General features: G+C 44.2%; 14 protein-coding genes. 8 read left to right on the top strand and 6 right to left on the bottom strand.

Features of this window, described 5'->3' with window-relative positions; genetic code table 11:
• Positions 1-2: 2 nt before the first annotated feature.
• The 6 genes from Y696_RS04155 to Y696_RS04180 are packed head-to-tail and all read left to right on the top strand — an operon-like array spanning position 3 to position 4118.
• Complete coding sequence (locus Y696_RS04155; RefSeq protein ID WP_014730547.1) at positions 3-245, top strand: DUF4911 domain-containing protein; 243 nt, start codon at positions 3-5, stop codon at positions 243-245.
• Positions 223-1275, top strand: coding sequence for a YqeG family HAD IIIA-type phosphatase (locus tag Y696_RS04160; protein ID WP_121509800.1), 1053 nt, complete (start codon positions 223-225; stop codon positions 1273-1275). Before Y696_RS04155 ends, Y696_RS04160 begins: the two co-directional genes overlap by 23 nt.
• Entirely contained in the window at positions 1272-2378 is a 1107-nt protein-coding gene (locus tag Y696_RS04165; RefSeq protein WP_121509801.1) for a GTPase, read from the top strand. The genes Y696_RS04160 and Y696_RS04165 overlap by 4 nt, the downstream gene beginning before the upstream one ends.
• 14 nt (positions 2379-2392) lie before the next feature.
• Entirely contained in the window at positions 2393-2986 is a 594-nt protein-coding gene (gene pduL / locus Y696_RS04170) for a phosphate propanoyltransferase (protein WP_121509802.1), read from the top strand.
• Positions 2987-3781: a DUF72 domain-containing protein gene (locus Y696_RS04175; protein WP_121509803.1), complete on the top strand. Its 795-nt coding sequence runs from the start codon at positions 2987-2989 to the stop codon at positions 3779-3781.
• Positions 3782-3788: 7 nt separating this feature from the next.
• Positions 3789-4118, top strand: coding sequence for a hypothetical protein (locus tag Y696_RS04180; protein WP_014730552.1), 330 nt, complete (start codon positions 3789-3791; stop codon positions 4116-4118).
• A 26-nt stretch (positions 4119-4144) separates the two neighbouring features.
• Here Y696_RS04180 and glgP read toward each other — a convergent pair whose 3' ends face one another.
• From glgP to rpmE, 3 genes are all read right to left on the bottom strand, one after another.
• A complete protein-coding gene (gene glgP / locus Y696_RS04185; RefSeq protein ID WP_099772077.1) occupies positions 4145-6712 on the bottom strand; it encodes an alpha-glucan family phosphorylase in 2568 nt (855 codons plus the stop codon).
• Between the two features lie 161 nt (positions 6713-6873).
• On the bottom strand, positions 6874-7242 hold the full coding sequence (locus tag Y696_RS04190; RefSeq protein WP_014730554.1) for a S1 RNA-binding domain-containing protein: 369 nt from the start codon (positions 7240-7242) through the stop codon (positions 6874-6876).
• Between the two features lie 50 nt (positions 7243-7292).
• Positions 7293-7502, bottom strand: coding sequence for a 50S ribosomal protein L31 (rpmE, locus tag Y696_RS04195; protein WP_006492482.1), 210 nt, complete (start codon positions 7500-7502; stop codon positions 7293-7295).
• 113 nt (positions 7503-7615) lie between these two features.
• Between rpmE and Y696_RS04200 the strand changes: the two genes are divergently transcribed.
• Together Y696_RS04200 and queA are read left to right on the top strand one after the other, a co-directional pair.
• Complete coding sequence (locus Y696_RS04200) at positions 7616-8617, top strand: ribonuclease (RefSeq protein ID WP_259459844.1); 1002 nt, start codon at positions 7616-7618, stop codon at positions 8615-8617.
• Complete coding sequence (queA, locus tag Y696_RS04205) at positions 8598-9608, top strand: tRNA preQ1(34) S-adenosylmethionine ribosyltransferase-isomerase QueA (protein WP_121509805.1); 1011 nt, start codon at positions 8598-8600, stop codon at positions 9606-9608. Before Y696_RS04200 ends, queA begins: the two co-directional genes overlap by 20 nt.
• An 82-nt stretch (positions 9609-9690) precedes the next feature.
• On the opposite strand, the gene Y696_RS04210 is transcribed toward queA, so the two are convergent.
• The 3 genes from Y696_RS04210 to Y696_RS04220 are packed head-to-tail and all read right to left on the bottom strand — an operon-like array spanning position 9691 to position 13761.
• Complete coding sequence (locus tag Y696_RS04210; RefSeq protein ID WP_006492487.1) at positions 9691-11127, bottom strand: AI-2E family transporter; 1437 nt, start codon at positions 11125-11127, stop codon at positions 9691-9693.
• 1 nt (position 11128) lies between these two features.
• A complete protein-coding gene (locus Y696_RS04215) occupies positions 11129-12124 on the bottom strand; it encodes an asparaginase (RefSeq protein WP_121509806.1) in 996 nt (331 codons plus the stop codon).
• The gene (locus Y696_RS04220; RefSeq protein ID WP_006492489.1) at positions 12121-13761 is read right to left on the bottom strand and encodes a radical SAM protein; all 1641 of its coding nucleotides are present in this window, start codon (positions 13759-13761) and stop codon (positions 12121-12123) included. Before Y696_RS04220 ends, Y696_RS04215 begins: the two co-directional genes overlap by 4 nt.
• Between the last annotated feature and the right edge of the window lie 2 nt (positions 13762-13763).

A 13763-nucleotide genomic window follows, 5' to 3' on the forward strand; every position in this document is an offset into this window, starting at 1 on the left:
GTATGGGTGAGATATTGGAATATGATCTCTTCGTAAAAATCAGGCCAGAGGACATTCATGTGCTTTGTTATATTGCCGAGGCAGAAGACAATCTGATGAACATCAGGCATGTTACTGACGAAGGACTACTTAAGATAATCGTCCCCGCCGATCTGCTGGAGGAAGTCAAGAGTTTTCTTCAAAGCATTAAGAACCGTATTGAACTGGAAGTGGTGGAGATTCGTGCGAATCCTGGACATACTTGATAACGCAGTACCGAACGAAAAGGCAGAAAACGTAAGAGAGATAGACTACGAGAGGCTCCGAAAACTCGGTTACAGTACGATTCTCTTCGATTATGACAACACAATTGCTGTATGGAGAGAACCTTTCGACATGAGGAACAAGCCCGTTATAGATAGCTTGATTTCATCTGGAATGAAGGTTGGAGTCGTTACTAACGGACCACAGTCGAGAGTCAAGAACCTGAAGGATCTCTTCGGAGAAGACCTGAAAGTGTATCACTCGATGAGGAAACCCGGGACAAAGGAGCTGAGGAAAGTTCTCAGCGAGATGAAATCGAGACCCGAAAAGACAGTAATAATTGGCGATCTTTTCTTCACGGATATAATTGCGGGAAATAGAATGGGTATGTACTCAATTCTGGTATCCCCTTTGGTGGATATCAGCCATAAATGGTATAAGAGACTTCTGGGGAAGGTCACAATTGCGGCCTATCTCGTTTTTTTCTTCACTGTTGGTTGGATATTCAGAACCGGAAGACTAGCAACGCCCCACCTTTTCGCAACGACCGTTATGGATATTGATTTTGATTCACTTAAAGATTCTGGTTATAGACTGATAATATTCGATTTTGACAACACCCTCGAAAAGTGGGGAGCTACCAGCGTTTCGAAGGAGAAACGATTGCTGATAAGCAGAGTAGAGCGGCTTGGCCTTGAAGTGGTTTTGATTTCAAACGGGAAATCAAGTAGACTTGGAAAAATCGAAAGAGAACTTGGTAAGACAAAGGTTATTAGTCGGGCAAGAAAACCTTTTACATTCAAAGCAAAACGTGTATTGAAAGATTTCGGTATACCTCCATACAAGACGGTAATTGTTGGTGATCAGCTATTCACAGATATCATCATGGGGAACTTATTGGGTGCTTATACGGTTAAGGTAGAACCGATTTCCGACAGGGAGTTCTTCTGGACGAAGCTTGTGAGAAGAGTAGAGGGTCTCATATTGAGCAAGATGAGGAAGCATCCCGAAGTGGAGGCGTTGGATAGATGAAGTGTGGTGGTTGCGGTGCTGAGCTCCAGCATGATGACCCAGCCGGTTTAGGTTACATATCCAGATCGGTCATGGAATCCAGGCTTCAGTCGGGGAAACAAGTACTGTGTCGTAGATGTTTTTTGATCAAACACTATGGTTCTCTTTCTGAAGACGATAGAGTCGTTCATTCAATCGACAACCTAAAAGAATACCTCGATCTTGCGCAAGATGTTATCTACGTCATTGATATTTCAGATTTCGACGGGACCTGTAGAAGAGATATCTTGAGACTCCTGAAGGAACACACCGTTCACTACATACTGAACAAGATAGATCTTCTGCCTAGGGAGGTTAAAATCGACGAGATAAGAGACTGGGCGGCCAGTATGCTTAAAGTACCTAAGGAAACCGTTAGACCCGTTTCTGTGCTGAAAAATTATGGTCTTAAATCACTCTTCTCTTATTTGAAATCGGCTTCCGAGGAGTTTGTCTCCATAGGAGTGACAAATGTTGGGAAATCCTCTATTCTTAATGGTCTTATACAGTCTGAAGAACTTACAGTGAGCCGATTCCCTGGAACGACTGTGAAGGTAGCTTCTAAGAAAGTCGGCGGCTCCGCATTCACCGTTTATGACACGCCCGGAATCTTCACAAAGGACAGGATAACAGACCTTCTGAGTGTAGAAGATCAAAGCAGATTCCTTCCACGCAAGAAGCTTAGCAGATCGACGATTCAGTTTCACGATGTTCGTACAGTTTTTCTTGGTGGATTTGTTAGGTTAGATGTAAAAAATGAGAGCGATCCGGTCGGGATATTCCATGTCTTTGTTCCTGAAAGTGTAACAGTGCACGAGACCAATTCCGATACGGGAAACGAAGAGTGGGACAGATGGTATGGAGGAATCTTGAAACCTCCTTTTTCGGAGTCGATTCGAAGCAATTACAAATGGAAAAGCAAAAGATTCAGACTTAGAACCGGTCAAGAGCTTCATATATTCGGAATGGGATGGATAAATGTGGCAAAAGGTCCTCTGACGATCGCTGTAACTACCCCAGAGGGTGTTGGCACAAAAGTAAGAAAGGGACTTATTGGCGCGAAAAAATTCAAGAAGCAAAAATAACTGGAGGTGTTTTTGTGAAACTCAAGCAACCGGAAATCAAGACAGGCGTTTCAAACCGTCATCTTCATCTTAGTGCAGCAGATATCGAGAGTCTTTTCGGCAAGGGTCATGAGCTTACTCCAGTCAAGGATCTTGGACAACCTGGCCAGTTTGCATGTGATGAAAAAGTGATTCTCGTGGGTCCCAAAGGTGCGATCACAGGAGTAAGAGTTCTTGGACCTGCCAGAAAGGCAACTCAGATAGAGGTATCTAGAACGGATTCCTTTACTCTTGGCATAAAGCCACCAATTAAGGATTCCGGCGACCATACGGATACGCCCGGTCTCACGATTGTCGGTCCTAAAGGAACGGTAGTACTGAATTCTGGAGTAATGATGGCTAAGAGGCACATACACATGACGCCTGAGGACGCCGAAATCTTTGGTGTTAAGGACAAGGATATCGTTATGGTGTACGCTACAGGTGCCGGAACGAGGAAAGTAGTATTCGACGATGTTCTAGTTAGAGTTCATTCCAGTTACGCTCTGGAGTTTCATGTAGATGTAGACGAAGCAAATGCGGCCATTCTCAACAACGACGATCCGGTATACATTGTTGAGGAGCTTTAAGTGATTTATCTGGGGACGAGCGGATACTCATTCCCCGACTGGGTGGGTACTGCTTATCCAGCGGAGATAAGCTCTTCTCAGATGCTGAGATACTATCACTCTGTTTGGAGATTCAACTCAGTTGAACTAAATTTTACTTATTATAGAATGCCAACATATAAGACAGTTACTGGAATGATTAGAAAGATACCTGGTGAGATGATCTTTGCAGTAAAAGCGCCGGGAAGAGTGACTCATGAGATATGGAAGAACGGTCTCAACGAGCTAGAAGAGATCTCGGATGAGTTCTATAATGCTCTTTTTCCAATGAAAGAAGAGGGAAGATTGGGCCCGTTGCTTTTTCAGTTTCCCTGGTCCTTCAAGAACAACAAAGAGAATATGTCTTACATTAAAGCAGTCGCAAAGACTTTCAGTTCAGATAAGAATTTGCTCGCTTTCGAATTCAGGCACGAAAGCTGGGCAGCTGAAGAGGTCTTCGAAACCATTGACAGATTGGGTGTGGTACCTGTAACCGTTGACGAACCTTCATTTGGTGGATTGTTTCCATATCTTCCGAGATCAGGTTCCAGGGGTGCTTATTTCAGGTTTCACGGGAGAAATCCCGATTGGTTCAACAGCAAGGGCAGTGAGAGGTACAACTACGATTACCCGAAAACTGATTTGAGACGTTTTGCACTCGATGTGCTAGAATTTCATAAGCATGATGTACCGGTCTATGTATTCTTTAATAATTGCTACATGGGAAGAGCAGTTCACAACGCTCTCCTGATGAGAGACATCTTAGGAGGTGCCTGAATAAAGAATGACCTTTTCTGATTACATAAATGTGGTTCTCAGAATGATAGCTGAGGGAAACGAAACTCATGAGATCTATGAACAGCTTCAGAAACTTGGCTTGAGGGAAGTTGAGATCACCGAGGTCTATAATGCCGTTATTAGCATGATTACTTCCGGTTCTGAATCAACGGAAGTCATCTTGGACGGTTATTACGACCCAAGGAAAAGAGTCTTCCTTGATGAAGAGCTGAAAGCGATAATTAGCGTTCCAGGTCTGTATAAATCTCTTTTGTGGGGAGATATTTCCCCCGGTGATTTTGAGAGAACATTAAGCGATTTTTCTTCCTACAGTTGAAAAACCCGCCATTAGGCGGGTTCCCTCTACGTAATCCATTTTGCAACAGGTATGAAGTATCTGTGAGGTAGTCTTTCGGGGTTGGGAATTACTCTAACAGTGTATGCAAGCTGCCCTTCTTCAGCTACGGTGAATTTGCCTCCATAGACATATTCGCCGTGAACATCTTCCTTAACTAACTTCATGGGGTAAAGACTAAACCCGTCCATTTCTCCTTCGTCATTCATCTTTGCCACGAAGATCTCGACCTGAACCTCAGAAGGATCCATAGTACCGAGATATATGTTCGCTGAAACAGAAATCTCCTGTCCTACCTTAACGGACTTTGCAGAAGTCTCACCTATCATATTGGGCTTGATTCTTATGGCATTCCAGCTCGAACTGAATTTGTCTTTCCAGATGGCAACACTCTTCGCGAGTTTGAAATCATCTTTTTCGACTTCTTTGGAAAGATCGGCGACTGGAAAATATAGATCCTCAGCATAGTCTGCGATCATCCTGTGAGTATTGAATTTGCTTCCGATTTCTTTGATAGAGTTTTTCATTCTCTTTGCCCACTCTTTGGCAACTCCCTTTTCGTCTCTAGAGTAGTAAAGGGGAATTATCTCCTTTTCAAGTGAGCTGTAAATGGAAACGGAATCAATTCTATCCTGGAGCTCGTGGTCCTCGTAATCTCTATTGTCGCCGATGGCCCAGCCGTTTACTCCGTTGAAGCCTTCTACCCACCAGCCGTCTAGAACACTGAAATTCAGAACTCCATTCATACCAGCCTTCTCACCACTGGTTCCACTAGCTTCATGAGGTCTTCTTGGCGTATTGAGCCATACATCGACACCGCTCACCAAGTGTCGAGCTATGTTCATGTCGTAATTTTCGACTATAATGATTCGACTTTTAAATTCAGGAGTCCTGGAAATTTCATAAAGCTTTCTTATCAGTTCCTTTCCAGGGTCGTCTGCAGGATGAGCCTTCCCGGCAAAGACAAACTGAACCGGTCTTTCAGAGTTCGTTATTATCGACTTCAGCCTGTTGATATCCTTGAAAATTAACGTCGCCCTCTTATATGTGGCAAATCTCCTTGCGAATCCAATCGTAAGAACATCCTCGGGAAGAGCTTCTTCGACTTCCATAAGATCTTCTATGGTTTCGCCAAGTCTCATTCTTTGCCTCTTGAGCCTACCTTGGAGAAAGTTTCTGGCCCTGGATTTTAGCGACATATGCAATTTCCAGATCTCCTCTTCGGGTATTTTGTCCACTGCCTCCCAGATTTCGGGGTCGTACACTTTTTCGTGCCAACCGACAGGCAAATATCTGTCAAGAAGTTTGACCAGATTTGGGTTCAGCCAGGTCCAGATATGTACTCCGTTTGTAACATGAGATATTGGAACCTCGACAGCCGGCAGGTCGGGGTAGATATGATTCCAAAGGTTTCTGCTTACCCTTCCGTGAAGTTTGCTGACTCCATTAGCTAGAGCGGACAATCTAAGGGCTAGAACGGTCATACTGTATTGCTGGCCTCCGCCCGGAAGTCTTTCAATCCCGAGATTTATGAATTCATCTCTCTCGGCTCTTATTGTGCTCCAGAAATCGCGGAAGTATTTGTCGATTATCTCGAGGCTGAACGTGTCATTTCCGGCGGGCACAGGAGTGTGAGTAGTAAAGACGTTGCCTGATTTGACAATCATTGAAGCTGTGGATAAATCTATCGAATTCTTCTGAACCAGCTCTCTGATTCTCTCGAGAGAAAGGAAGGCCGCATGCCCTTCATTCATGTGCCAAACATTCGGCGAATAATTGAGCATTCTGAGAGCCCTCACTCCGCCGATGCCAAGGAGAATCTCTTGTTTTATCCTAGTTTCCCGGTCACCGCCATAGAGTGTAGCAGTTATGTTTCTGTCTTCCGGCTCGTTTTGGGGAATGTCTGTATCAAGTAGATAGAGAGATGTTCTTCCCACGGCTGTCTTCCAGATTTTCGCCCAGACTTTCCTGCCTGGAAAGTCGATGTTAACAAATATCTCATCTCCCGAGTCATCCTGTGCGGGAACTACGGGGAAGTCTTCAAATTCATAAGAGTGGTATATGTTCTGTTGCCAGCCCGACTCGTCGATTCTCTGTTCGAAATAACCGTTCCTGTATAAAAGACCGACGGCAACGAAGTTCAGTCCCATATCACTGGCAGTCTTCAAGTGATCTCCAGCAAGAATCCCAAGACCCCCGGAGTAGATCGGGAAAGATTCATGAAAGCCATATTCGGCACAGAAATACGCGATACATTGCTCCTTTCTGTCCGGATGTTCTCTATCCATCCAGGTATCTTTCCCACCCATATATTCATCAAACTCTCCTACAACACTTTCATACATCTCAATAAATGGTTTGTCTTCGGAAAGCTCATAAAGTCTGGTTTGACTTATCCTTCGAAGAAGCCTTATGGGACTCCTTCTTTCCTGATACCACATTTCTGGATCCATGTATTTGAACATCTGTTGAGCGCGGTAGTTCCAACTCCACCAAAGGTTCTTTGAAAGTTCTTCAAGTCTTCTTAGCTTCTCCGGTAATCGTGGTACCGCCATCACTCTTTCGAGGAAGTACATAGCAATAACCTCCTAATTCTGGCAATTCTGTCCAATTATACCTTTTTATGCAAGTATGTGCTTTCCTACTATCATTTCGCTCGCCATTTCTACGAATTGCTAGCAGAGCTACAAAAAAGGGAGCCTAGCTCCCTTAATTCTATCTAACTTTCGCTCTTCCATTATGGTCTTTTACGGATACCTCTTTTCTTGTCGAGTCTTCTCTTATAGGCAGAAATCTTCTCGCCGCTATCTCTCATGAACTTGGCTAGTTTCTTCTCGAAATCCTGGCTTGTAGGCGCCTCTTCTGAACCTTTGCCTTTCAAATCCTTTATAGACAGCTCCCACTTTCCGTCTTTCGTAGTTCCGAGAACCTTTGCTTCCACTTTCTGACCAACTTTGAGATAGTCTTCAATGTTCTTCACGTACTCCCTTGCGACTTTTGAAATGTGGATGAATCCCTCTTCTCCGCCTTCAAGATTTACGTACGCTCCAAATTTCTTAACAGAAGTCACACTTCCCTCAACAACGGTACCCACTTTCACACTCACATGACTAACCTCCAATTGACTATATACTTGAGTTTGCGCAAAACGCTTGCTCAGTAATTGTCTCCGTATTTGTTTCTGAACTTCTGTACTCTTCCCTCAGTGTCGAGAATCATAGAAGACGCATCTCCGCGGAAGAAGGGATGGCAGCTCGAGCAAAGGTCGATCTTGATATTTTCCTTTGTTGAATAAAACTTGTGCTCCGCGCCACACGTACACTTTACAGTCACTAGCTTCATCTCAGGGTGCATTTCTTTTTTCATCGGGGCTTCACCTCTTCATGTTGTAATTTGCACAGAATTCATTATATCATAGAGAGGAAAGCGTGTCAAAGACTTAATTATGGCTGAATGCTGTACTGGAACGGTGAGTAATGATGATTGACGATATATTGAACTTTGTGAAAGAGGCCGCTTCTTCCCAAGGATTTTACGCCTTTTATAGTAACAGAAAGGAGCGTGTCGAGAGTTTAAATAGGGCTCTAAAGAGAAGCCCTGTAAGTAGTACAACGATTGCAAAAATCCAAAGGAGCATAAGCGGATTGGCCCATCTCTCTTATGAAGAGGTCGAATTTTCGATCGACATACTCCGCGAAAGAGACAGGGCACCCGAAGAAAGGGTTGAATATGCTTCTACACTGTCCAAAGCATCAGTCTCAGATATGGGGCACCTGCTTTTTTTTGTGGATCCGAGAAACAATCCTCCAGTTACTGGCCCGGTAAAAGAGAGAATTCAATCAATCGATGATTACAAAGAATGGCAATCCCTAACTCGCTCAGTTGGTGAGCATGGGATTCAGGATTTCGTTATGCTCGAAGCGGCTTTGCTTTTCGAAAGGGAGGAGAATGATAGAAGCTCCAATCTCTCTGAAAGACTAATAAGAGCTTTATACACAGATATCTCAGAAATGAAGACCCTTAGAAATGCAGTAACTTCTCTTTCGAAATCCGAAAAAAGGCTGCTTAGCAATCTCAGGTTCACACATCCCTACGTTAAGACGGCCATTATGTCGAATCATTCTAGACCTGTTGTTATTGACGGCAGCAATGTTGTTTTTTCGATGACCGATCATGCCGATCTAAAAAGAATCGATGATCTCTTCCTAAGAATGGCTCTTTGCAGGATTGCTTTGTTCCCTTATAGGATAGTGTTTGATGCAAACATCAGATATACTATCGGCGGCTTTCAGCAGGAGAGTCTCAATAGGCTTCTGTCACTTCCTCAAGTCGAGACATACTCTCCTGCCGATGATCGGCTAATCTTTTTGGCGAGAGAGGGCGGTTCGGCAGTGATAACCTACGACAGGTTCCTGGACCATGCTGCTGAAGATATTACGATTATCAGACCGGAGGAAATCGATGAAAGTCTCAGACTATGATTTTGAGCTTCCGGAAGAACTGATAGCTCAGAAACCAGCCATTCCAAGAGACAGTTCCCGGCTATTGGTTATCGATAGGGAGACATACTCATTCGAGCATAGAGTATTCGCAGAAATCGAGGATTTTCTTCATCCGGGAGATGTTCTTGTCTTAAACAACAGTCGTGTTATTCCGGCAAGACTCCTCGGCAGAAAGGAAACAGGGGCCAAAGTGGAGGCCGTCCTTACGGAAAAGCTTGGCGGGGGCCTCTGGAAAGCCATAGTTAGGCCCGGGTCAAAAATCAAACTTGGAAACGTGCTCTTGTTCAATAAGATTTCCTGCAAAGTAATAGAACACTGCGATGATTCAAGCAGGATACTAGATTTTGGTAGCGTGACAGATGAAGACGTAAAAAAAGCAGGTCTCTTGGCAATTCCACCTTACGTCAAATACTACCCGGACGATCCAGAGTCGTACCAGACGGTCTATTCTCGGCTGGAAGGCTCCGTAGCTGCCCCAACTGCGGGATTGCACTTTACAGATACTCTTTTGGAAAGACTTAGGAAGAAAGACGTTGATGTTCAATTCATTACTCTTCATGTCGGAATTGGCACATTCAGACCCGTCAAATCAGAAACAATAGACGGCCATAAGATGCACAATGAATTCTTCTCCGTTTCTTCGGAGGTTGCAGAGAGATTGGAGCGAGCCAGAAAGGAAAAGAGAAGAATAGTAGCGGTTGGAACTACTACCGTACGAACCTTGGAGAGCATAATTGCTCGCCACGGTTCCATCGTAGGTGATAGCGGTCATACGGATATTTTTATCTATCCTCCTTATACATTCAAAGCGATCGACTCTCTCATAACTAACTTTCACTTACCGAGATCTACCCTTCTTATGCTCGTTTCTGCATTCGCCGGGAGGGAACTGATTCTCTCGGCCTATAGAGAGGCCATTATAAAGAAATACAGGTTCTTCTCGTTCGGTGACGCCTGCCTGATACTATAGAGAAGCGGCTCTGAGATGCTAGAAGTTCCCATGCTGGAGCCTTAAACAAAAAAGGTGTCTTCTTTGCGGAAAAAAAGGTGCCCTACTGCTCTTCTTCGAGCATTGGAGAGAAAAAATGCATCCATGTCATCTTTAGGATTATTGCAAATGGCACGGCAATAATTGCCCCAAAAAGCCCCCAGAGCTGCCCGGCGATAACAATCATCAAGATAATTATCACCGGGTTTATCCTGTTGTATCCCTTCATGAATACCAGGAAGAGTATAAACGCAGATGCATGCACAACTACTAGAATTATCATTAAGACAAGCACAAGAACTAGATCTTGAGTAGACACTGCCAGCAAGAAAAGAGGGAAGAATTCAAGAGGGACTCCAACAATGGGTATTAGATTTGTGAAGGCGGCCCACATACCCATCAAAAGACTGTACTTAAGTCCCATAGAATGCACAACAATGCCAACCACCACCCCAACGATCATGGCGATTACTACCACTGAAATTACATATCGCTCTAGATTCTTGTAAGTATCTTCCAGGAAACTCATAGCTATTCCACGCACTTTCTTGGGGTAGAATCTGGGAATAAAATCCTTCACAGTGATGAAGTAGTAACTCAGGTAAATCGCGCCTACTATGGTAAAGAATAGAACAAGTCCCGTGCTGGTTAAGAAGCTTGGAATCTTTTCAAGTATACCAGGCAGAAATTTCATTAGGCTGCTCTGCACTTGAATGAGGAAGTTTCTCACACTTTCGTAGGTGGCTCTTTGTGTTGATGGGTCGACATTTTTGGGCATGAAGTAATCAACTACGTTGCGCCACAGTTCTTGTGAATGGACTACCATTGCATTATCCAGAACCGAAGCTGAAAGCAGTTCCGCCGCTTCCGGGTTAAGATAATTCGAAATGATTTTGTGTATCTCTTCATATGAAGCGTTTTTTTGCTCACCGCTGCTGATAATTACGACATAATCGCTTCTGTTTTTCAGGGTCTCCTCAAGTAAGGCAAGTTCCTCATTCAGGTCTTCCGAGTTTGCGGTGATCGGGTCCATGATTTCTGAGTAGTAACGTTTGAGATCTTTTGACAGCAGATCCAAGGATTCAACCTCTTCTGGAGAGAGTTTTGAAAGAAACTCCTCTTCGGAAAGAAATCTATCTATGTTTGCATTTACTTCGAAAGAAGTTATTTCGGTCTCTTCAGCGGAGGGAAAGAAGTCTCTCACTATGTTATAGAATTTGGAAGCTTCTTTTGCGACGGGGGTAGTCAGGAAAACGATCAGAAGCGTGAGACCCGAAAAAATCACCGCCAGCCCTATGCCAAGAGAGATCGACCTCTTAATGTGAAAACTTCTTTCTGCAAATCTCGCCCATGGCTCCAATATTATGACAACCGTGAAGGTTGCGAAGAGAATCATTGCCGTTTGCAACGAAACTGAGAATACCATAAAAAAGAGAGCCAGGTAGAACAGGGTGAAAATTGCAGCATTGAAACGAGGTTTTTTTAAAATCTCACGACTCACTTTATGCCCCCTTCAAAGGGAGTTTAAAGAGTCTTTCAATCTCCGGAATCTCCTTTGTAATCCCCATAAGCACTATGAGTTTTATTCTTGCTTTAATCGGGGATAGTTCCTGAGCGAAGATTGCACCAATATCGGCCAGACTCTTTCCTCCACCAACATATCCGTAAACTCCAAGAACACGACCTTTGAAGCACCTTGAAGTAATGATTACCGGAACCCCTTTCTCCTCTATTAGGTGTTTTACTACGTGATAGACTTCTACAGGTACATTTCCCCTTCCAAATGTTTCAAGAACTACCCCTTTGAATCCAAGATCGGGAAGTATCCGCAGGATCGAACCGTCGTCTCCTGTAAAGGTCTTCACAAGGGCTATTCTCGATTCGATCTTTTCTACATTGAACACTGCCCTCAACAAAGGCTTTCTAAAGAAGATCACCGTGTCTTCATCCACGATTCCCAGTGGTCCATGACCGGGAGAGTCAAAAGTAGCAACATTGCTAGTGTATGTCTTTGTGACCTCTCTGGCGGCGTGGATTTCGTCGTTCAGGCACACCATTGTCCCCATTCCAATCGCAAGGGGACTAACTGCAACTCTAACTGAGGACAATACATTTCTCGGACCATCGGTTCCCATTTCGTCGATGTTTCTCATTGCAGCAGTACAGATAATTGGTTTCTCGCTTCTGACTGTCAGATCTAGAAAATACGCAGTTTCCTCTAGCGTGTCAGTGCCGTGCGTGATAACTACTCCACAAACTTCCTCTCTATCGAGAAGCTTCTGAACTACCTTGGAAAGCGCCCACATCGTCTCGGGATTTATGTATGGGCTTGGAATGTTTGAAAACTCGTAGTGCTCGGTACAGGCCACATCTTTAAGTCCGTCGACGTCCGCCACGTGTTTGTTCAATCCCTGAGCCGGTACAGAAGCACCAGTCGCAGGATCCGTAATCATTGCGATCGTACCACCTGTTGTGACTATAACGACCCTCTGTTTCATAGCCACTTTCCTCCTAGTTTTGTCTTTATTAATGACAGTGTCTTGTGAGTCTCTGGACCAACAATCTTGATTAGCTCTTCTCTTGTTCTTGGTCTCTTTATCACAAGGGACTTTGCCCTGTCCCTTCCAATTCCGGGGATGAACCTCATTTCTCTTTCACCTAGGTCGTTGAGTTCTGTTCCAACTGGAAGACCGGTAATGGATCTCATTCCATGGTCTATTACTACAAAATCGGTTCTTTCTTCAAAGCCCACGGGGCTACCGACTAGAATAGGATATGTACCGAGCGGTCTGCCGAAGTAGATCATCCCCTCGCTAAATTCAGGGATTACACCACGGATGATCGCTCCCAGTGGGAAGGTCTTCTTAAGCATTTTAGAGTCTATTTCCTTTCTTATACGGTGTTTGTGTTTCTCGAATAGTCTGTGGTCGATTCTTGGTCTAGTCATATTGAATATTCGGGCGCCAGGAAAGATCATTGTCTGTCTGATGTTGATTCTTCTCAAAAGAAGACCCCTTTCTTGAATGCTGACAAGCTCATCGTAGTCAATGTCGAAACTCTTTCTACTCTGTCCTGGAAGGCCGTAAAGTAAATTGATTCCCGGCAAGAGCTTCGGCACTCCTTCAACTCTTTCTTTGCCGATTTCGTTCACCAACTCGATTGAAAATATTATGTCTTGTACGCTGCCACCAAGATTGTTCAAAGAACGGACTTCGTCGTCGAAGCTCTCAACCCCGAATGATATGGTGTCCCCGGCTGTATTATACCTAACTATGGATTCTATGACCGATCTTGATTCTGACGGATGATGAGCAATAAAGATTGGATTTCCATTATCAATATGAAAGACTTCAGGCTGAATGATACTCCTTGCTGATTTGAAGAGTTCTTCACTCAAGGATGGATCAAGAGTGTCTCGTCTCCGGTCATACCCATATGCAATTACATTTGCACTCCTTCCGAATCTAATTGCCTTAACTCCAACTTCCTTAAGTTTCTCGAATTCAGCGACAATTCCTTTTATACTTCTCCATTCAAAGGAGCCATAGAGAATGGATTCAGTACAAAACGAGCAGAATCCATCCAACCTCTCGCAACCAGAGGAAATATCGATTTCAACCATCAGATCCGGGAAACAAGGATGAAGCCTGATTACATCGGCACCGGCCGGATAAAGTCTGTTAAGTAGAGAGTAACGAGACCCTCCCGAGTCTAGACCCAAAAAGTCCGCAATTTCAAACTCATCCCTCAAGAGATAATCTGCTTCTCGAAAATCAGGAGTGAAGGCCGTGGTCCCACCTCTCAAAGTGTATCCGACAGATACCACCGGGCCGCTGACGATTTTCGTGGGATCGGAATTTGATTTGAGCAGAAGAGATATTTCGGAACTTGAAATCGGAGTTCCTCCAATGTATCTTCCGGAAGTAGTGACACCCCCAAATACGATCAGGAAGTCATAATCGTTGCCTTTCTCCCACAGTCCTTCTTGCCTTACCGAGTCGATAGTGAGATAATCTGTTTCGATACCTTTCAACAAAAAGGCTCCTGCAATAGCGCGAATCCTTGGTGAAATGTACGGTGGCACACCGAAGGCTGCCGGTTCATCGGTGTATCCGTCTATGATAAGAGCATTCATCG

It is taken from the genome of Mesotoga sp. H07pep.5.4 (genome assembly GCF_003664935.1).
Taxonomy (GTDB): domain Bacteria; phylum Thermotogota; class Thermotogae; order Petrotogales; family Kosmotogaceae; genus Mesotoga; species Mesotoga prima.

Bases quoted from the DNA above. Each gene is read 5' to 3' on its own strand.
- rpmE (WP_006492482.1), bottom strand. From the start codon at position 7,502: ATGAAAAAAGAAATGCACCCTGAGATGAAGCTAGTGACTGTAAAGTGT.
- Y696_RS04215 (WP_121509806.1), bottom strand. From the start codon at position 12,124: ATGAAACAGAGGGTCGTTATAGTCACAACAGGTGGTACGATCGCAATG.
- Y696_RS04180 (WP_014730552.1), top strand. From the start codon at position 3,789: ATGACCTTTTCTGATTACATAAATGTGGTTCTCAGAATGATAGCTGAG.
- queA (WP_121509805.1), top strand. From the start codon at position 8,598: ATGAAAGTCTCAGACTATGATTTTGAGCTTCCGGAAGAACTGATAGCT.
- glgP (WP_099772077.1), bottom strand. From the start codon at position 6,712: ATGTACTTCCTCGAAAGAGTGATGGCGGTACCACGATTACCGGAGAAG.
- Y696_RS04200 (WP_259459844.1), top strand. From the start codon at position 7,616: ATGATTGACGATATATTGAACTTTGTGAAAGAGGCCGCTTCTTCCCAA.
- Y696_RS04155 (WP_014730547.1), top strand. From the start codon at position 3: ATGGGTGAGATATTGGAATATGATCTCTTCGTAAAAATCAGGCCAGAG.
- Y696_RS04165 (WP_121509801.1), top strand. From the start codon at position 1,272: ATGAAGTGTGGTGGTTGCGGTGCTGAGCTCCAGCATGATGACCCAGCC.
- Y696_RS04220 (WP_006492489.1), bottom strand. From the start codon at position 13,761: ATGAATGCTCTTATCATAGACGGATACACCGATGAACCGGCAGCCTTC.